General features: G+C 58.5%; 14 protein-coding genes. 11 read left to right on the top strand and 3 right to left on the bottom strand.

The genetic code is table 11. The features are described 5' to 3' along the window. Nucleotides 1-149 precede the first annotated feature (149 nt). From ACIPR8_RS01380 to ACIPR8_RS01430, 11 genes are all read left to right on the top strand, one after another. Nucleotides 150-1,520: a pyridoxal-phosphate dependent enzyme gene (locus tag ACIPR8_RS01380; protein ID WP_446539929.1), complete on the top strand. Its 1,371-nt coding sequence runs from the start codon at nt 150-152 to the stop codon at nt 1,518-1,520. An 87-nt stretch (nt 1,521-1,607) separates the two neighbouring features. Then, nucleotides 1,608-2,795, top strand: coding sequence for a cystathionine gamma-synthase (locus ACIPR8_RS01385; protein ID WP_446539930.1), 1,188 nt, complete (start codon nt 1,608-1,610; stop codon nt 2,793-2,795). Continuing rightward, nucleotides 2,792-3,583, top strand: a complete 792-nt coding sequence (locus ACIPR8_RS01390) for an ABC transporter permease (protein WP_446539931.1) — start codon at nt 2,792-2,794, stop codon at nt 3,581-3,583. The genes ACIPR8_RS01385 and ACIPR8_RS01390 overlap by 4 nt, the downstream gene beginning before the upstream one ends. After that, complete coding sequence (locus ACIPR8_RS01395; RefSeq protein WP_446539932.1) at nt 3,580-4,356, top strand: ABC transporter ATP-binding protein; 777 nt, start codon at nt 3,580-3,582, stop codon at nt 4,354-4,356. The genes ACIPR8_RS01390 and ACIPR8_RS01395 overlap by 4 nt, the downstream gene beginning before the upstream one ends. Before the next feature lie 6 nt (nt 4,357-4,362). Beyond that, entirely contained in the window at nt 4,363-5,751 is a 1,389-nt protein-coding gene (locus ACIPR8_RS01400; protein WP_446539933.1) for a glycosyltransferase, read from the top strand. Nucleotides 5,752-5,807: 56 nt separating this feature from the next. After that, nucleotides 5,808-7,097 (top strand): UDP-N-acetyl-D-mannosamine dehydrogenase, encoded by a 1,290-nt coding sequence (gene wecC / locus ACIPR8_RS01405; RefSeq protein WP_446539934.1) that lies wholly within the window; start codon nt 5,808-5,810, stop codon nt 7,095-7,097. A gap of 9 nt (nt 7,098-7,106) precedes the next feature. Next, entirely contained in the window at nt 7,107-10,208 is a 3,102-nt protein-coding gene (locus tag ACIPR8_RS01410) for a glycosyltransferase family protein (protein WP_446539935.1), read from the top strand. Between the two features lie 12 nt (nt 10,209-10,220). Then, nucleotides 10,221-12,404, top strand: coding sequence for a glycosyltransferase (locus ACIPR8_RS01415; RefSeq protein WP_446539936.1), 2,184 nt, complete (start codon nt 10,221-10,223; stop codon nt 12,402-12,404). A gap of 139 nt (nt 12,405-12,543) precedes the next feature. Beyond that, nucleotides 12,544-13,014 carry a hypothetical protein gene (locus tag ACIPR8_RS01420; RefSeq protein WP_446539937.1) on the top strand — a complete coding sequence of 157 codons (471 nt, stop codon included), beginning with the start codon at nt 12,544-12,546 and terminating at the stop codon, nt 13,012-13,014. Between the two features lie 774 nt (nt 13,015-13,788). After that, nucleotides 13,789-14,490, top strand: a complete 702-nt coding sequence (locus ACIPR8_RS01425; protein WP_446539938.1) for a class I SAM-dependent methyltransferase — start codon at nt 13,789-13,791, stop codon at nt 14,488-14,490. Continuing rightward, nucleotides 14,490-15,200 (top strand): DUF6270 domain-containing protein, encoded by a 711-nt coding sequence (locus ACIPR8_RS01430; protein ID WP_446539939.1) that lies wholly within the window; start codon nt 14,490-14,492, stop codon nt 15,198-15,200. The genes ACIPR8_RS01425 and ACIPR8_RS01430 overlap by 1 nt, the downstream gene beginning before the upstream one ends. A gap of 13 nt (nt 15,201-15,213) precedes the next feature. Here ACIPR8_RS01430 and wecB read toward each other — a convergent pair whose 3' ends face one another. The 3 genes from wecB to ACIPR8_RS01445 form a co-directional block, all read right to left on the bottom strand. Beyond that, nucleotides 15,214-16,350 (bottom strand): non-hydrolyzing UDP-N-acetylglucosamine 2-epimerase, encoded by a 1,137-nt coding sequence (wecB, locus tag ACIPR8_RS01435; RefSeq protein ID WP_446539940.1) that lies wholly within the window; start codon nt 16,348-16,350, stop codon nt 15,214-15,216. Nucleotides 16,351-16,550: 200 nt separating this feature from the next. After that, entirely contained in the window at nt 16,551-17,486 is a 936-nt protein-coding gene (locus ACIPR8_RS01440) for an electron transfer flavoprotein subunit alpha/FixB family protein (protein ID WP_446539941.1), read from the bottom strand. Further along, a complete protein-coding gene (locus ACIPR8_RS01445) occupies nt 17,486-18,232 on the bottom strand; it encodes an electron transfer flavoprotein subunit beta/FixA family protein (protein ID WP_057627298.1) in 747 nt (248 codons plus the stop codon). Before ACIPR8_RS01445 ends, ACIPR8_RS01440 begins: the two co-directional genes overlap by 1 nt. Nucleotides 18,233-18,349 lie beyond the last annotated feature (117 nt).

An 18,349-nucleotide genomic window follows, 5' to 3' on the forward strand; every position in this document is an offset into this window, starting at 1 on the left:
CGGCCTCCTCGTCGGCCGTCATTGTCCGCGCCAGCGGTCCATGCGCATTCATGTACCTGCAGCATTTCGGACGGTTTGCCTGACTTTCTGGCATATCCATCGGATAATCGAGGGTCCAGCCGCTTGACGGCGTGATCCGAATCCGACACATGGCAATCCACTCCTCCGTCCTCGAACTCATCGGCAACACGCCCATCATCAAGGCCCAGCGCCTGGATGCCGGCGTGTGCGAGCTGTACCTGAAGCTGGAGAGTTCGAACCCGGGTGGATCGATCAAGGACCGCATCGGCCTGTCGATGATCGAGGCCGCCGAGAAGCGCGGCGACCTCAAGCCCGGCGCGACGCTGGTGGAAGGCACCGCCGGCAATACCGGCCTGGGCCTGGCACTGGTGGCCCAGCAGAAGGGCTACAAGCTGATCCTGGTGGTCCCGGACAAGATGAGCCGGGAGAAGATCTTCAACCTCAAGGCGATGGGTGCCGAAGTGGTGCTGACCCGTTCGGACGTCGCCAAGGGCCACCCGGAGTACTACCAGGACCTGGCCAGGACCGTGGCCGAGCAGACCCCGGGCGCCTATTTCATCAACCAGTTCGGCAACCCGGACAACCCGGCCGCCCACGAGTTCGGCACCGGCCCGGAAATCATCGAACAGATGGGCGGTGACCTGGACGCGATCGTGTTCGGTTGCGGCAGCTCCGGCACCATGACCGGCCTCTCGCGCGCCTTCGCAAAGCTTTCGCCGAACACCGAACTGGTGCTGGCCGACCCGGTCGGTTCGATCCTGGCCGAATACATCAACGACGGCACCCTGAACGAAAAGTCCGGCAGTTGGCTGGTCGAAGGCATCGGCGAGGACTTCCTGCCGGACATCTCCGACTTCAGCCGGGTCAGGAAGGCCTATGCGATCAGCGATGCGGAGAGCTTCCATACCGCGCGTGAACTGCTGGGCAAGGAAGGCATCCTGGGGGGCTCCTCGACCGGCACCCTGCTGGCCGCCGCGCTGAAGTACTGCCGCGAGCAGACCACGCCGAAGAAGGTGCTGGTACTGGTGCCGGACACCGGCAACAAGTACCTGTCCAAGATGTACAACGACTACTGGATGCTGGACAACGGCTTCCTGGAGCGCCCGCAGTACGGCGACCTGCGTGACCTGATCCTGCGCCCCTACAGCCAGCGCGACACCGTCGTGGTCGGCCCGAACGACCTGCTGACCACCGCCTACCAGCGCATGAAGCTGTACGACGTGTCGCAGCTGCCGGTGATGGAAGGCAGCCAGCTGGTCGGCATCATCGATGAAAGCGACGTGCTGCTGCACGTGTATGGTGACGAAGCCCGCTTCCGCGACCCGGTGTCGGTGGCGATGGTGAGCAAGCTGGACCGGCTGGACGTCAAGTCGCCGATCGAGGCGCTGCTGCCGGTGTTCGACCGTGGCCAGGTGGCTATCGTCACCGATGGTGACGCCTTCCTGGGCCTGATTACCCGTATCGACCTGCTGAACTACCTGCGTCGCAGGGTTCAGTGATTCTGGCGTGGTGCCCACCAGTGGGAGGGCACCACGGCAGGTTCAGGCCAGACTGATAGAATTCCGCCCCTTTCGCTGGAAGTACTTATGACGGATCAGCACTCACGCAGCCAGGAGGGCGAGCGCAGCTTGTCGCTTGCCACCTTGGCCATTCACGGCGGGCAATCGCCCGATCCCAGCACCGGCGCCGTCATGCCGCCGATCTACGCGACCTCGACCTACGCGCAGTCCAGCCCGGGCGAACATCAGGGCTTTGAGTACTCGCGTACCCATAACCCGACCCGCTTCGCCTACGAGCGCTGCGTGGCGTCGCTGGAGGGTGGTTCGCGCGGCTTCGCCTTTGCTTCGGGCATGGCCGCCAGTTCCACTGTCATCGAGCTGCTGGACGCTGGCAGTCACGTGGTGGCGATGGACGACATCTACGGCGGCAGCTTCCGCCTGTTCGAGCGGGTGCGCCGCCGTACCGCCGGGCTGGACTTCAGCTTCGTCGACCTGACCGACCTGTCGGCCTTCGAAGCGGCGATCACGCCGAAGACGAAGATGGTGTGGATCGAGACGCCCACCAACCCGATGCTGAAGATCGTGGACATCGCCGCGGTGGCCGCCATCGCCAAGCGCCATGGATTGGTCGTGGTGGTGGACAACACCTTCGCCTCGCCGATGCTGCAGCGTCCGCTGGAGCTTGGAGCGGACCTGGTGCTGCACTCGGCCACCAAGTACCTCAATGGCCACTCCGACATGGTCGGTGGCATGGTCGTGGTCGGCGACAACGCCGAGCTGGCCGAGCAGATGGCGTTCCTGCAGAACTCCGTCGGTGGCGTGCAGGGCCCGTTCGACAGCTTCCTCGCGCTGCGCGGCCTGAAGACCCTGCCGCTGCGCATGAAGGCGCATTGCGCCAATGCGCTGGAACTGGCCAAGTGGCTGGAAACCCATCCGGCCATCGAGAAGGTGATCTACCCGGGCCTGCCCTCGCACCCGCAGCACGCGCTGGCGGCAACCCAGATGAACGGCTTCGGCGGCATCGTCTCGATCGTGCTCAAGGGTGGCTTCGCAGCCGCCAAGCGTTTCTGCGAGAAGACCGAACTGTTCACCCTGGCCGAATCGCTCGGCGGCGTGGAAAGCCTGGTCAACCACCCGGCGGTGATGACGCATGCGTCCATCCCCGTCGCTCGTCGCGAGCAGCTCGGCATCAGCGACGCGCTGGTGCGGTTGAGCGTGGGGGTGGAGGATGTTATGGATCTGCGGGCGGATCTCGAGCAGGCACTTGTCGGATGAGCCGTTCGCTTATCGGTGACTACATCGACAGTTTCCGCAATCCGGGGTTCTGGATCTATTCGACATGGTTGGAACTGGCGACCAAGTACCGCCGCTCGCGGCTTGGCCTGTTCTGGGCGCTGTGTCCGGCATTGATCTATATGTTCGGCATTGGTGGCTTCTTCGGATATCTGCAGGGCCACTCCGCGGCGGGTTTCATCCCTCACCTGGGCATCGGCTATGTGTTGTTCCGGCTGATTACCATCAGCCTCAGTGAAAGCACCACGGCATTCCAGGGGCATGCAAGTTTCATCCTGGATGGCAGGGTGCGCCTGACTGATTACATTCTGCGCGTGGTTGCCAAGGCGATGTTCTATTTCGTCATGGCATTGCCTGCGATTGCAGTCGCGCTGGTGATCAGTCCGACATTTCACCCGGCGGGACTCCTGATGTCGCTGCCTGCTTTCATCCTGGTGGTACTCAACATCGGCTGGATGGGGGCAATCGTCGCGGTACTGGGCGCGCGCCTGCAGGATGTGCACGAACTGATCGGCAGCATCCTGATGTTCAGTTTTCTTTTCACGCCGATCATCTGGTATGCGGATCAGGCCCCGATCGACACTGTGCGCGGCATGATTGCGCGGGCCAATCCGCTGTATCACATGATTGAAAGCGTACGAGCGCCAATGCTGGGTGAGCCGATCGAGCGTCTCACCTATGTTTACCTTGCGGTGTTACTGCTGGGTGGCTGGCTGGTGGCTTCCTTCATCTATCGGCGTTACGCGCGCTACGTACCGGTATGGGTATGACTCAGGAAATCTATCTGCGGGCAAAGAACATAGGCCTGGACCTGCCTACCTACACGCAGGAACAGCGCACGATCAAAGCCAGTGTGGGTGTGTTGCTGCAAGCGGCATTCCAGCCGCCCAAGCGGATGATGCGCACCACGCTGGAGGGGATCAACTTCGACCTGAGCCCTGGTGATCGACTGGCGATCATGGGGCGTAATGGTGCGGGTAAATCGACACTGCTCAAGGTGTTGGTGGGTGCTTATCCGCCAACTCGCGGTACGCTGGAAGTTGCTGGTGCACGCCAGGCATTGCTGAATCTCGCACTTGGGTTCAACCCGGAGGCGACGTTGGTCGAGAACATCCTGCTGCGCGGGATCGCGATGGGACTGAAGGCCAAGCAGGCCAATGCCATCGTGGATGAAGTGCTGGGTTTTGCCGAGCTCAAGGAAAAGTCGGGTGATCGTCTGCGGACATTGTCATCGGGGCAGCGCATGCGACTTGGATTTGCGTTGGCGACCGCTGTCCAACATGAAATCCTGATCATGGACGAATGGATCGGCACCGGTGATGCCGGCTTCGTCCAGAAGGCACAGGAGCGGATCCAGTCGCGCGTCGAGAGTGCACAGATCGTCGTGCTGGCCAGCCACAACTTCACCTTGATGGAGAATGTCTGCAACAAGGCGATCCTGTTGGAAGGCGGATCCATTGTGGCTGCTGGAAAGGTGTCTGAGGTGCTGGCACAGTTCAAGGAGCTTCTCGTCGCACCCTCCAACAGTCCGCAGCAAGGTTAGGTGCAGATGCGTTTCTTGTTGATCGCCTATGATTTTCCGCCTATTCCCTCGCCGCAGGCGTTGCGCTGGGCCTACTTGACCAGGGAGCTCGTGAAATCAGGGCATCGCGTGGAGGTGATCGCTCCCGATGTGCCGGGCTATGGCCCTGGTGGTTTGCCGGAATTGCCTGCCGACGTGATCGTCCGGCGTGTCTTCCCCGGACGCCTTACCCGATTCCTGCTTGGACGTGGCCGGAAGACTACTGTCCCCGCTACATCGGCGGCTACGGCATCGACGGCGGATGAAACGAGGGGGGCTTCTGTCGAAGAGGTCCTGAACTGGAAGGGCCGGCTGAGGAAGTCCTTGGAATCCTCATTTGCTGGTGAGGGTAGCGGGCTCAATTGGAAAGGCCGTCTGGCTGAGAGGATAAAGGCCGCGGTCTCGGACCGGGTATTCCCTGACTATCGCGCCGAGTGGGTGGAGCACGCGATCGCGGCATTGCAGGTGTCAGTTGCCGAAGCACGACCGGACGTCGTGGTGGTCTCGCACGAGCCGGCGTGCGCCTTGCCCGTGGGTATCGCAGCTGCCAGGCAGGGGCTGCCCCTGGTTGTTGATCTGGGTGATCCGGTCTTGGCACCGTATACCCCGGAAAAATGGAAGAAGGCGGCCTTTGCGCTGGAACGAGATGCTTGCCATGCAGCGATGATGGTGAGCGTGACCACTGATGCGGCGGCGGAAGTGCTGCAGGAACGGCACTCATTGCCCGATGGAAAGGTCGTGGTCATTCGGCAAGGATTCGATCCGGATTTCCGTACCGATGCTGCCCACAGCGGTGTTCTATTCGATTCTGGCATGCTCGAGTTGCTCTATACGGGCAGTTTCTACAGTTTCCGAAGTGCGCAGATGCTGCTGGATGTTGTTCTATCGGTTCCGGGGGTTCGCCTGTCGATTGCGACAATCCGGGCGCCGGATTATCTCCTAGAGTATGTGGATCGATCACAGGGGCGGATACGGTTACTCGGATTCCTTCCCCATACGGCGGCAGTGGCGGCCCAGCGCCAATGCGACATCCTGGTGAACCTGGCCAATGCAGATCCCGTGCAGGTGCCGGGCAAGATCTTCGAGTACCTGGGGGCCGGCAAGCCGGTCATGCACCTGCGCGGGGAACATCAGGATGCTACCGGTACGCTGGTATCCGCGACGCGTGCAGGCTGGGATATCGCTTCGACACCGGAGCAGATAGAGTCGGCCCTGATTGAAGCAATTGATTGCAAGGCAGAGGGAAAGCTGTCGATGCGTGCTCCGCTACGCGATCAGGTCGGGCAGTACTCCTGGCCCAGTCTGGCAGCACGCTGGCTTTCTGATGTGGAAGCAGCCTTGGACCGGCGGCGTAGGCCTGCTGACGCCATCAGCTGAGTATTGGGTGCTCCGTCAGTTTCCCAGGAGCGCCATTTCGATATAGAAGGAGTTTTATGAACGGCAATGTTGATCTCCTCATGGGGACGGGCAGCAGGATGAATGATCGGACCGTGTCGGTTATCGGTCTGGGCTACATCGGTCTGCCGACTGCAGCTACTTTCGCCGCGCATGGCCGCACCGTCATAGGCGTGGATATTTCCGAGCGAGCGGTGAGCGCGGTTAATCAAGGGCAGGCGCACATCGAAGAACACGGATTGCCGGAGATGGTTTCGCAAGGTGTGGCCAGTGGCAGGCTCCGTGCCGTCATCAGCCCCATCTCCGCAGATGATTTCATCATCGCGGTGCCGACCCCGGTCGACCATGAGACCCATCATCCCGATATCGGCTATGTAATGGCGGCTGGTCGCTCCATTGCGCCGGTTCTTCGCAAGGGCAACCTGGTCGTTCTGGAGTCGACTTCTCCGGTCGGAACCACCCAACAGTTGGCACGGCTATTGGCTGAACTCCGCCCTGATCTGCGCTTCCCGCTTGATGGCGAGGCGGAGCCGGATGTGAACCTGGCCTATTGCCCGGAGCGCATCATTCCCGGTCAGATGCTACGGGAACTGGTCGAGAACGATCGCATCATCGGTGGCATGTCGGAGCTTTGTACGGAGAGGGCCGCAGCGCTTTATCGCACCTTCGTCGAGGGCGAGTGCGTACCCAGCGATGATCGTACCGCAGAGCTCTGCAAGCTGGCCGAGAATTCCTATCGGGACGTCAATATTGCCTTTGCGAATGAGTTGTCGATGATCTGCGGCAACCTCGGGATTGATGTCTGGAAACTGATCGAGCTGGCCAACCGGCATCCGCGCGTGAACATCCTGAAGCCAGGCCCGGGTGTCGGCGGGCACTGCATCGCGGTGGATCCGTGGTTCATCGTATCCAGCGATCCAGAGCGCGCGAAGATCATCAAGACCGCGCGTCAGGTCAACGACAGCAAGCCGAAGTATGTACTCGAGTTGGTAGCGGAGGCCGTCGGGGTACTTGCTGGAAAGAGTCCTCGCATCGTGTGCCTTGGACTTTCCTATAAGCCGGACGTGGATGATTTCCGCGAGAGCCCCGCTCTTGCCGTTGCTCAATCACTGTCCGCCACCTATCCCGGCTCTGTTGTCTGTGTGGATCCATTTGCGCACGCTCTTGATGCATCGGGCGAGGACGTGGCGAGCCTGGATGTCGCCCCGTTTGATGGGGGCTTGATGGATGCAGATATTGTGGTTGCCCTGGTATCGCACACCGCTTTCCAGGCGATTCCCTATCCGGTGGACGCGTCCGTCATTGATGCCTGCGGGCTGTGGAGCTGAGGAACGATCATGCATAACGAGCACGGTGATAGCCCTGACGCTGTCAACCCCTGGGCCGACCACATCAATGAGGCCTACTACGACGGAATGGGCGCCGCTTTTGGTGCAAAGACCCGTGATCGCATCAACTGGATGTGTTCACAGGTTGCCGGTGAGTCCGTGCTCGACGTTGGCTGCAGCCAAGGTATTACGTCGATCCTCCTGGCACGCGAGGGCTTGCGTGTTACCGGAATTGATATCGATCAGCCCACGATCGATTACGCGATGGCAGAGCGGGCGAAGGAAATCGCTTCCGTGCAGGAGCGGATCGAGTTTCGCTGCCTGGATCTGGCGGCACTTCCGCCTGCGGCGTTCGATACAGTCCTCATGGGGGAGGTGATCGAGCACCAGACCAGTCCCGAGCGTTTCCTTGCGCGAGCGGCCAGTTTCGTCGCACCCGGTGGGCGGCTTGTCGTCACCGTTCCCTTCGGCCTCAATCCGTGGCCGGACCACAAATCGACGATTTTCCCGGGAGACCTTGCGCTGGGCTTGCCCCCCGGTTTCGCCCTGCGCGAGTTGATCGCAAGTGACGGCTATATCCGCATGGTGGCCGATCGCGACGCTGCTGCTTCGGTGCTGGACTGGAAGTTGTTGCTGGGTGCGACCAGGGTCGGTGCGTTGGAGGTTCATCGCAGGTACTACGAAATTGTCGAGGAACTGAAGCAGCTGCATAAGCAGAAGGCGCTGCTGCAAAGCTCGATCCAGACGATTCAGGGGCAACTGGATGGTGAAGCCAAGGAAAGGATGCGTTCAGAGCTGACCCTGAAGGAGGAGCAAGCCAAGCTCGAAAGCAAAATGGAAGAGTTGGAGGCACTTCGCGCGGAGCGGGACAGCGTGAAGAGTGTCTTGGACAGCGTTTCCGCAGAAAGGGGGGACGTCAGGACGGAGCTTGAACGTTCCGATGCGGAACTACGAAGTGCAAGGGAGAGCATCAGCGCGATCCGGGCGAAACTCACTGGCAGTGTTGCCGAGACCGATGATCTGCGCCTTAAACTGGCGAATGCATCCGAACTGCAGGGTCGCCACGCAAAGGTGCAGAAGCAGCTGAGCGACGAAAAGCAGGCGCTGGAATCCCAGCTTGTTTCGCTACGATCCGAGTTCGCCGTTGCCCAGCAAAAAAGAACAGGGCACTTCCTGCATCTCGAGGCAGAGCGCGAATATGTTCGCATCTTGCAGGAGCGCATGCGCGAATTGCATGAGGAGAACTATCGCTTCACACATTCATTGGCACTTGCTATAGGTCAGGCGGTCCTGCAGCTACGCACGCTGCGAGGCATCTTTGGTTTTCCGATTGCTGTCCTGCGTGCGCTGAACGCATACCGCCGCCGTGATGGCTCGATACCCAAGTTGTCTCTGCCTGCGCGACCATCGCATCGGCCATTGCCGTCAAGTGGCTCCGCTGGTGCGGTCTCTTCCCAGATGGGCGCCTCATCTGCGGTGAGTGTGGCTGGTGATCTGGCGCGCAAACAGTTGTCCATTGCCGGGTGGACGCAGCAACTTGCTCCCGGCAAGAGTGCGGTGATGAGCGTCATGGATGAGTTCTCGCGTGCCTGCTTTGCTCCTCATGCCAACCTGATCGAGCCTCGGCCTGACAACTGGGAGGGCCTGCTGGATCGATATCGCCCGCAGTTTCTTTTCATCGAGTCTTCTTGGAAGGGAAATTCCGGAACCTGGCAGTATCGGGTGGCTAACTATGCCAATCCGCCGGGGAACGAAGTTCTGGAAATGGTTGCCGAGTTCAAAAAGCGGGGAATTCCTACTGTCTTCTGGAACAAGGAAGATCCCGTTCACTTCAATGATTTTGTCGGCAAGGCGATTCACTTCGACCACGTCTTTACCACGGCCGAAGAAGCGATAAAGAAGTATGAAGATAGAACCACGGCGAAGGTGAGTGTCCTCCAGTTCGCCGCCGAGGAGACGCTGCACAATCCAGTTGGAAGTGGTGAGCGAAACTCCAAGGTGTGTTTCGCGGGTAGCTTCTATGCCAATCGCTTCCCAGAGCGTCGGGACGATCAGCTGATGTTGCTGGATGCTGCACTGGAGCATGACTTCGATATTTTCGACCGGAATCACAAGCCCGGTTCCCTGGCATCGGATTTCTCATTCCCGGAGCGCTTTTCCAAGAATATACGCGGTAGCCTGCCCTATTCGGATGTGAATGACGCATATCGGAGATATCGAGTTTTTCTGAATGTCAATTCGGTCGTGGATTCGCCGACGATGTTTTCCAGACGGGTATTCGAGTTGTTGGCTTGCGGTACGCCGGTGGTCAGTACCTGGTCTGAGGGCACCGAAGCGACATTTGGTGATGATCTAGTATGGCATGTCCGTACCCCTGAGCAGGCCAGAGAGGCTTTGTCGGTACTCATGAATGATGATCGCGAATGGACGAGGAGGAGCCTGAGTGGCATTCGTGAGGTGTTTGCCAAGCACACCTATCGACATAGGTTCCAGCAGATCCATAAGGCTATAGGTCTGGAGCAGATCGAGAAGGGTGGATTCGCGGAGGTTCTGGTGGTGGCAGAAGCCGAGTCCGGCGCAGCTGCGCACCAGTTGCTGGATGCATTCCATCGACAGATTCTGCCAATGGGATCCACCAAGCGCCTGATGCTGGTTTGCCGCGGCGATGTTGAGGTGGAAACCGGGGACTGTCTGGATGTTGGGGAGGTTCAGGTGATCCGCAGTGAACGCAGGCTCACAGAAGTAGTTTCCGAGATCGGATCCAGACCCAATGGCGATGCGCTCGCTGTGATGACGGCGGATGCAGTTTACGGAAAGTTCTATCTGCAGGACCTGATGAATGCGCTGCGATACAGCGGTGCGACCGTGGTCGGTAAGTCGTGCGATATGAGACAGCGGTATCGATACGATGTCGAGTTGGACCCGGCTTCATTGGTGATGGATCTTGCATCGCTTTCAATCCGCGATTGCGTGAGACTTCTTGGGAAAGAGGAGCTTGCCGGTCCTGGTGAAAAGACCCGGTTTGCAGCTGATTCCGCGAATTTCCGACGGGTGGGAGAAGTACTGGATCGCAGTCGATACCAGGGGCAAATTTTGAATATCGAGATCTGAGCAGGGGCCAACATGTCAAACAGGAAGATCCGCGTTGGTGTCAGTGGACACGATCTTAAATTCTGGTATCCGTTGCAACGAGAGTTGGAGGCCACCGGTAGGTATGAATTCCGGGAGGATGTTTGGAGCGGGCACGACCAACATGATGAGGAAGTCACTCGCGATCTGATACGGTGGGCAGATGTTCTGGTGGCTGAATGGGCCATGCAGAACGCTGTCTTTTTGTCCAGAAACAAGCGGGCTGGACAACGACTTCTGGTGCGCTTGCACCTCCAGGAGCGCGGTACTTCCTATCCGGAGCGTATTGACTATGCGAATGTCAATGCAATGATCTTCGTTGGCGCACACATCATGAATGAATGTGTGGCCAAGTTTCACATGCCCAGGCGAATATGCTATGTGGTCGGAAACTATGTGGATGTTGATGCATACTCGTTGCCAAAGTTTGGTGGCTCCCAGTTCAATCTCGGCATAATCGGTACCGCGCCAAGGCGAAAGCGCCTTGACCTCGCATTGGATACGCTGGAGATTCTGCTGAAGCGTGATGCAAGATATATGCTGCGCGTTAAGGGTCAAAGCCCAGCTGATATCGCCTGGTTGTGGGGGCGGGTTGTAGAGCGTGAGTACTACGAGGCGCTCTATGCGCGAGTTAATTCGGGGGAATTGAGGCACAGAGTCGTCTTTGATCCGCAAGGCCGGGATGTGCCGCAGTGGCTGAAGATGGTTGGCTTTGTTCTTTCGCCTTCCGATTTCGAGAGTTTTCACATGGCTGTGGCTGAGGGTGCCGCTTCCAGTGCGATACCAGTTGTCTGGAACTGGGCTGGTGTCAACGACATCTATCCGGAGCTTAGCCCGGTTGCCAGTGCAGCTGAGGCCGCAGACCAGATTGACTTCTTCAATAGAAGCGCGGCGGGCCCTCGATTCCGTGGTCAACTACAGGATGCAATGCGCGCTCGGTATGACAAACGTAGTGTCGTATCGTGCTGGAAGGAATTGCTGGATTCATGTGATTTCAATGTAAGCTCGGTATCGGGCGTAAAACGTGATGTGCTCGTTGTGTGGGCAATCGACGCTTGGGAAACGTTCCATAGGCGAGAAATGCTGGTGGCATTGGCCGGGCATCTTGCTGAAAGTCATGACCTGCTTATCGTCGAGCCTGGAAGCCATTACCAAACGGTCGCTGATCTCGGATGGGCGCCTGCCGACGAGCTGGAGCGGATGGCAAACGGTGAAATGATCAAGGTCGGCGACAATATTTTCCGAACGAGGCTTTTCACCGGCGGGATTCCGGCAGGCATACCCAGGGCGTCATACCAAGGGTCTAGTGATACCCTGTCGGTGCTCTCTGGTCTTATTGATGAGCATTATGGTTCAGAGGCTAGGCTGCTACATTGGATCTATAAGCCAGATCAGGCTGCTCGGATTGGAAGTAGGGCGAAGTTTGTATACGAAGTGTACGACGAGTACACGATGGACTTCGGGACAGGGACGATCCACGAAGACGTGGTAAAGATGGAGTTGGACGCGCTGCGCGCTGCTTCACATGTGTTTTTCACTTCCAGCCCTCTGCTGGAGCGAAAGTCAGGTGCAGCGACTTCCTTCTCGCTGGTCGGAAATGGCGTAGCAATCGACGTGTTTTCCAGGTACCGCATTGTCAATGAGAGCTATGGCGGGCGTCCGGTGGCCGGTTACCTGGGAAATCTAGCAGCATTTTTCGATTGGACATTGATGGAAGACGTCTGTCGGAGGATGAGTGAAGTCGATTTTGTTTTCCATGGGCAGGTGGAACTGTCCGAGGAAGACCCTAGGTGGTCTTCCTATGTCGGAATGTGCGCCCTGCCGAACGTTGCATTCACTGGGCGAGTTGGGCGGGAAAGAGGTGCGGCAGCGATCAATCGTTATGATGTGCTGTTGATCCCATTTGTGGTCAATGATGCCATGCATGCGGTCAACCCATTGAAGCTCTGGGAGTATTTTGCGACAGGGTTGCCTGTGGTCAGTACGCCCATGGACGCTGTTTGTGAAGACTCGCCCTTGCTTCGTGTCGCGCACGGTTCTTCCGATTGGTTGAACGCCATACGTGAAGCACTGAGCGAGAAGGATATGGGATTGCGCGACCGCAGGATCAAGCGCGCCGAGGAGCAAGCTTGGCGTCACTTGACAAAAGAACATGCAGGGGTTGTTGCTTCACTTTGACGTAGGGCCAAGTGCCAATTTGTTCGTAGTAGAATTCGCGGTTTGAACGGTTGGTTGATTTCTCTCATTGATGCTCTCACGCAAAACCGTCGGAAAGCGTTGATGGGTTTACTTATCGAAATTGTATTGGAGATTTAATATGCTGCGTTTTGCTCGTAGTTCGGTCTTTGCGTTGATGGCTTTGGGAATGGTCGGTTGTGGAAATTCTCCTGTACCTGCTGATGGTGCTGCTTCGCCGGCGGAGCCGGCTGTTGAGGCAGCTGATGTTTCCGCAGCTGTTGCTTCCGACTTTCCGCGGGGTTTTGTCCCTGAGTTTTCCTATCGGATTCGATCCAAGGCAAATGACACGGTAGAAGGAGTCGAGTACAAGAGGCTTGTTGTCGAGTTCAAAGGCGCGGATGTGGCGAGTATTGATAAGGCTGTCGAAGCTGGACTAGTGAAAATCGGGTATCGTCGATACAAGACTCTTAATCAGGAAAATGGGGCAATCGTAGGCGATTACGGCAAGGATGGTCATCGCATCACCGCAACCACTACGCCAAAGTCAGAATCGATGAGCCTTTTTGATCCTGAAGCCAAGGGCACGGTCTACTTTGTTTGGCGGCCGTAATTTCCGGATATAGAGCATCGAGATGAGCGGTGTGGAGAGCGACGGGCAGGGGTGTACGTGCCCGCTGGCCCAACCGTGGCTAAGGGGCGTCCTTGTGGCGCCCCTTGCCTATTCACCTCATAACGGCTGATTTTCCACGGTGGCGAGCGCCTTTTGGAGCGCAGGAGATTTTGTGGTCGGCGAGTAGATTGATCTCGCTCCTAATGTTGAGCGCCGGCTGATCATTCTGTATCCCTCGGAGGAATTCCAGTACGACATTTCTTTGGGGGCAGCCATCGCCACGCGTGATCCCGGGTTCTGTGGGTGGGTGTCGAAAGCATAAACCGACGGCATGTTTGTCCGTTAGTACCCGGTCGATGCATTGCCTTCTTTCTGAGCTCGGGAGGTGCTGCATTGACTGTTTGCAGTCGCCTAAAAAACTCCGGCCTTGCAAGTCGTGCTGAGATTAGTCCCGCTCTTCGTTTTGCTGAAACGCAAGGATCATTGTCCTCGTCATTGCCTCGAGTCTCTGATCAAGTGTTTTCGATGGATGGGGATCAGGCTTGTGCTCAGATCGCCTATGGTCGAGATCACCTAGGAGTGAGCTGCGAGTCTCAGCTGAATGGATATCCATAAGGTATCCTGCCAGAGTCAGATGCATCTCGAGTGTGATCGGTGATTGAGTAGCCACTCTGAAGTTTCGGAGCAGCTCTTCGGAACTTCGCGAGTCAGGCAGAAGGCGAAGGACGTGTTATATATCTGCGTTGCCGATAACCAGCATAGCAAGGGGCGCATATGTGGGATGAACTGCAAGCCTGTTTGCCGAAGGATTCTGCCGAGCAGTTCAGTGCTGGCCAGTACGCCGCCAAGCTGGCGCCTTCCCTGCCCAAGGGGGCGCTTGTTCTGGATCTGGGCTGTGGCTCCGGCGTCTCTGTTGATCTTTTCCGCCGAATTGCACCGCAAGTCAAATGGCTCGGGGTTGATATAGAGGATTCGCCAGAGGCTGTTGCCCGTACGCGCGAGGACGCGGAGTTTCGATATTACAATGGGATCGACATACCAGTTGCGCCCGATTCCATCGACATGATCTATAGTCGCCAGGTGTTTGAGCATGTTCGCTATCCGGAAAGCGTGCTGGCCGATATTGGTCGCGTGCTGAAGCCTGGTGGTGTGTTTATCGGATCAACTTCGCATTTGGAGCCATATCACTCCTTCAGTTTTTGGAACTATACTCCGTTCGGATTTAAGCGTTTGATTGATGCGGCGGGTGGTTTGGAGCTGGTGGAAATGCGCCCAGGGATTGATTCCGTCACACTCATTAATCGTGCGTATCGTAATAATGACCCGGAAATGAATCATTGGTTCGGTGAGGAGTCGCCTATGAATCGCGAAATCGATGAATGGGCAAAACAGGGAGGACATTCCGTGCAGGAGGCCGCTTATCGCAAACTCGCTTTCTGCGGGCAATTCGCGTTCTGGGTTAGGAAGCAGGGCTGATGCAGAGAGTCTTCATTCTTGGAAGTTGCGTATCACGTGATGCGTTGGAGTATGCGTCGGAAGAGTTTGAGATTGTCAGCTACCTGGCCAGAACATCTGTAGCTAGCATTGGCTTGTCGCCCGTTGACGACACCGAAGTGCGCGAGATTGTGGAGCGACTACCAAGTGCATTTCAGCGTCGAATGCTGGTCAATGATCTCGACAAGACCACGCTGTCGGTGATCGCAGGCATAGAGCATGATGTAGTCCTTCTGGATTTCATCGATGAACGCTTTGATTTGATTATTGCTGGTGACTCACTTTTCAGTCTTTCTGGTGAGCTGAAGAATGGAGGGTTCGAGCCCGGTGAGCGGGAAGTGATCAAGCCTGGTGGCGAAGAATTTTTAGTGCATTGGATTGCAGGGCTAGAGCGATTTCTGGCTGCTGTCGACCCCGCGACGCTTGTGCTTAACAAGGCATACTGGGCAGAGGCCTTCCCCGATGGCTCAGATGCCTCCAGCTTGGGCTGGATACGAAACAACAATGCGTTCTTGAAACAACTGTATGACGCGCTTGAAGCGCGTTGGACGCTGCCTACAATTACATATCCGGAATCTGTGGTTCTGGCGGATCCCGATCATAAATGGGGGAGGGCTCCATATCACTATGTGAAGCCCTTCTATGAACATACAATCCAGTCGCTGCAGGCGCTAACTGCCCGCAGCGAATAAGGCGCCACCTTCGCTATGAGGCGAGCAGGTCCGAGACGATTTGACTGATATGGTGTGAAGCCAAGCCGTCGCCGTAAGGGTTGTGAGCGTGTGTCATTCGCTGATAAGCGAGTGGATCATCAAGCAAGTTCTCCACTTCAGCCACGATATGCATGGCTGAGGTTCCGACCAACTTTACGGTGCCAGCATCGATGGCCTCCGGCCGTTCGGTTGTATCGCGCATCACCAGAACTGGCTTGCCAAGCGACGGCGCCTCCTCCTGGATGCCGCCAGAATCAGTAACAATGATGTGGGAACGGCTCATGAGGTAGACGAATGGCAGATATTCCTGCGGATTGATGAGGTGCACCGACGGCTGATCGCCGAGAATTCGGTTCACGGGCTCCTGCACGTTGGGGTTGAGGTGCACTGGGTATACGACCTGCGTATCGCCACGTGCGGCGATATCCTTGAGTGCATGGCAAATCTGTTCAAAGCCATCACCGAAGTTCTCGCGGCGGTGGCCGGTGACCAGTATCAGACGCTTGCTTTGGTCGAGGAATGGGAAGCGTGCTGCGAGTTCCGATTCCAGCGCGGGGGATGTCTTGATCTTGCTGACAACGGCTAACAGCGCATCGATCACGGTATTGCCGGTGATATGAATGGTGTTGGGATTGATGCTTTCCGCGCTCAGATTCTCTGCAGATTTCTGAGTCGGGGCAAAATGCAGCTTCGCCAGAACACCGGTCAGCTTTCTATTTGCTTCCTCCGGCCACGGCGAATACAGATTCCCCGTACGCAGACCTGCCTCGACGTGACCAATGGCCGTGCGCTGATAGAAGGCCGCCAATGAGGTGGCGAAGGTGGTGGTGGTATCGCCGTGCACCAAAACGATGTCGGGTTTGTGTTTGGCGATTACGCTTTCCATGCCTTGGACGATTCGCGAGGTCAGGCCTGAAAGGGTCTGGCCGGGTTGCATGACGTTGAGATCTTCGTCGGGGGTGATCTCGAACAGCTCCAGCACCTGGTCCAGCATCTGGCGATGCTGTGCGGTGACGGCAACGATGGTTTCCAGTTCCGGGCGCTGTTTGAGAGCGGTTACCAGGGGTGCCATCTTGATGGCTTCCGGACGGGTACCGAAAACCACCATTACCTTTTTACGAGGCGTCATGTTGCTCTGAACTCCTTGGTTGCGTCTGCCAATCGGCTTTTTGCTATGCGACTGGTGCGCGTGGGTGTGCTCTTTGCCAGCGAGCCATTCTACGCTGCCTGCCTTTCTTTTTTTGCCGTGGGGTCCCTGCCTGCGCGCATGAAAAAAGCGGCCCAAAGAGGACCGCTTTCTTTATTTCACCGCTGAGCGAAATGGTGGCGTTACAGCGCCGCTTCCAACTCCGGCAACAAGCTGAACAGGTCCCCCACCAGCCCGATATCGGCCACTTCGAAGATCGGCGCGTCGCCGTCCTTGTTGATGGCCACGATGGTGCCGGCGTCCTTGATGCCGGTCAGGTGCTGGATCGCGCCGGAGATGCCCACGGCGATGTACAGCTCCGGGGCGATGATCTTGCCGGTCTGGCCGACCTGCATGTCGCTGGGCACGTAGCCGGCGTCAACCGCGGCGCGCGAGGCACCGACGGCGGCACCGAGCTTGTCGGCCAGCTGGTAGATCACCTTGAAGTTCTCTTCCGAACCGACGCCACGGCCACCGGAAACCACGCGCTTGGCGCTCTGAAGGTCCGGGCGGTCGCTCTTGCCGGCAGCCAGGCCGATGAAGCGGGTGTGCGAGGGCAGGGCGGCATCAACGTTGATGGCCTCGACCGGGGCGCTGTTGCCCTTGGCCGCTTCCGGCCACGAAGCGGCGCGAACGGTCGCCACGACCACCTGGTCGGCCGGCACTTCCACGGTGATGATGGCGTTGCCGGCGTAGATCGGGCGCTTGAAGGTGTGCGGGCCTTCGACGCTCATCAGGTCGGAAACCTGGTTGACGCCGAGCAGCGCGGCCACGGCCGGGACCAGGTCCTTGCCGGTGGTGGTCGAGGCGCCGAACACGTGGCTGTAGCCGGCGGCGGCCTTGGCGATCTGCGGTGCCTGCACCTGGGCCAGGGCATTGGCGTTGGCCGGGTTGGCCAGGGTGAGCACCTTGCTGACGCCGGCGATCTGCGCGGCTTCGGCGGCGATGCCGGCCGGGTCGGCGGCCAGCACCAGCACGTCGATGTCGCCACCGACGGCGGCAGCGGCCGAAACGGTCTTGGCGACGGCGCTGTTGAGCTTGCCGTCCAGGTGCTCAGCGATAACGAGAATCTTGGCCATTACAGCAACCCCTTCTGCTTGAGTGCAGCCACCAGTTCGGCGGCGTCCTTCACCATCACGCCCTTGCTGCGCTTTGCCGGCGCGGCGTAGTGGGTGGTCTTGAACGTGTCGGCGGCTTCAACGCCCAGGTCGGCCAGCTGCAGGGTTTCCAGCGGCTTGGCCTTGGCCTTCATGATGTCCGGCAGCTTGATGAAGCGCGGCTCGTTCAGGCGCAGGTCGGTGGTGATCACCGCCGGCAGGTCGACTTCCAGCGTCTCCAGGCCGGCGTCGACTTCACGCGTGACCGTGGCCTTGCCGTCGGCGATCTCGACCTTGGAGGCGAAGGTGGCCTGCGGGCGCGCCCACAGCGTAGCCAGCATCTGGCCGGTCTGGTTGGCGTCGTCGTCGATGGCCTGCTTGCCGAGGATGACCAGGTCCGGCTGTTCTTTCTCCACCAGCTTGAGCAGGGTGCGGGCGGCGGTCAGCGGCTGGATGGCCTGGTCGGTAACCACGTGGATGGCGCGGTTGGCGCCCATGGCCAAGCCATTGCGCAGGTGCGCCTGGGCGTCGGCCGGGGCGATGGTGGCGACCACGACCTCGGTGGCGATCCCCTTGTCGCGCAGGCGCAGGGCCTCTTCCAGGGCGATTTCGTCAAACGGGTTCGGCGACAGCTTGACGCCATCGGTCACCACGCCGGAGCCGTCCGGCTTGACCTGAATGCGGACGTTGTAGTCCACCACGCGCTTGTACGCGACGAGGATTTTCATGTGCTGCGGAGTCCTTCGGTTGCTGAGGGGGCCGGCCGGGCCGGGAGTTAAGGTTTTTCCCGATTCTAGCTGGGAAGCATGCTCCATGCGAATGCGTATGGTCCGGTCGGGTCGCCA

Source organism: Stenotrophomonas sp. LARHCG68, assembly GCF_052871705.1.

Excerpts from the sequence above, each read along its gene's own strand:
- ACIPR8_RS01380 (WP_446539929.1), top strand. The coding sequence starts at position 150 with ATGGCAATCCACTCCTCCGTCCTCGAACTCATCGGCAACACGCCCATC.
- ACIPR8_RS01385 (WP_446539930.1), top strand. The coding sequence starts at position 1,608 with ATGACGGATCAGCACTCACGCAGCCAGGAGGGCGAGCGCAGCTTGTCG.
- ACIPR8_RS01390 (WP_446539931.1), top strand. The coding sequence starts at position 2,792 with ATGAGCCGTTCGCTTATCGGTGACTACATCGACAGTTTCCGCAATCCG.
- ACIPR8_RS01395 (WP_446539932.1), top strand. The coding sequence starts at position 3,580 with ATGACTCAGGAAATCTATCTGCGGGCAAAGAACATAGGCCTGGACCTG.
- ACIPR8_RS01400 (WP_446539933.1), top strand. The coding sequence starts at position 4,363 with ATGCGTTTCTTGTTGATCGCCTATGATTTTCCGCCTATTCCCTCGCCG.
- wecC (WP_446539934.1), top strand. The coding sequence starts at position 5,808 with ATGAACGGCAATGTTGATCTCCTCATGGGGACGGGCAGCAGGATGAAT.
- ACIPR8_RS01410 (WP_446539935.1), top strand. The coding sequence starts at position 7,107 with ATGCATAACGAGCACGGTGATAGCCCTGACGCTGTCAACCCCTGGGCC.
- ACIPR8_RS01415 (WP_446539936.1), top strand. The coding sequence starts at position 10,221 with ATGTCAAACAGGAAGATCCGCGTTGGTGTCAGTGGACACGATCTTAAA.
- ACIPR8_RS01420 (WP_446539937.1), top strand. The coding sequence starts at position 12,544 with ATGCTGCGTTTTGCTCGTAGTTCGGTCTTTGCGTTGATGGCTTTGGGA.
- ACIPR8_RS01425 (WP_446539938.1), top strand. The coding sequence starts at position 13,789 with ATGTGGGATGAACTGCAAGCCTGTTTGCCGAAGGATTCTGCCGAGCAG.
- ACIPR8_RS01430 (WP_446539939.1), top strand. The coding sequence starts at position 14,490 with ATGCAGAGAGTCTTCATTCTTGGAAGTTGCGTATCACGTGATGCGTTG.
- wecB (WP_446539940.1), bottom strand. The coding sequence starts at position 16,350 with ATGACGCCTCGTAAAAAGGTAATGGTGGTTTTCGGTACCCGTCCGGAA.
- ACIPR8_RS01440 (WP_446539941.1), bottom strand. The coding sequence starts at position 17,486 with ATGGCCAAGATTCTCGTTATCGCTGAGCACCTGGACGGCAAGCTCAAC.
- ACIPR8_RS01445 (WP_057627298.1), bottom strand. The coding sequence starts at position 18,232 with ATGAAAATCCTCGTCGCGTACAAGCGCGTGGTGGACTACAACGTCCGC.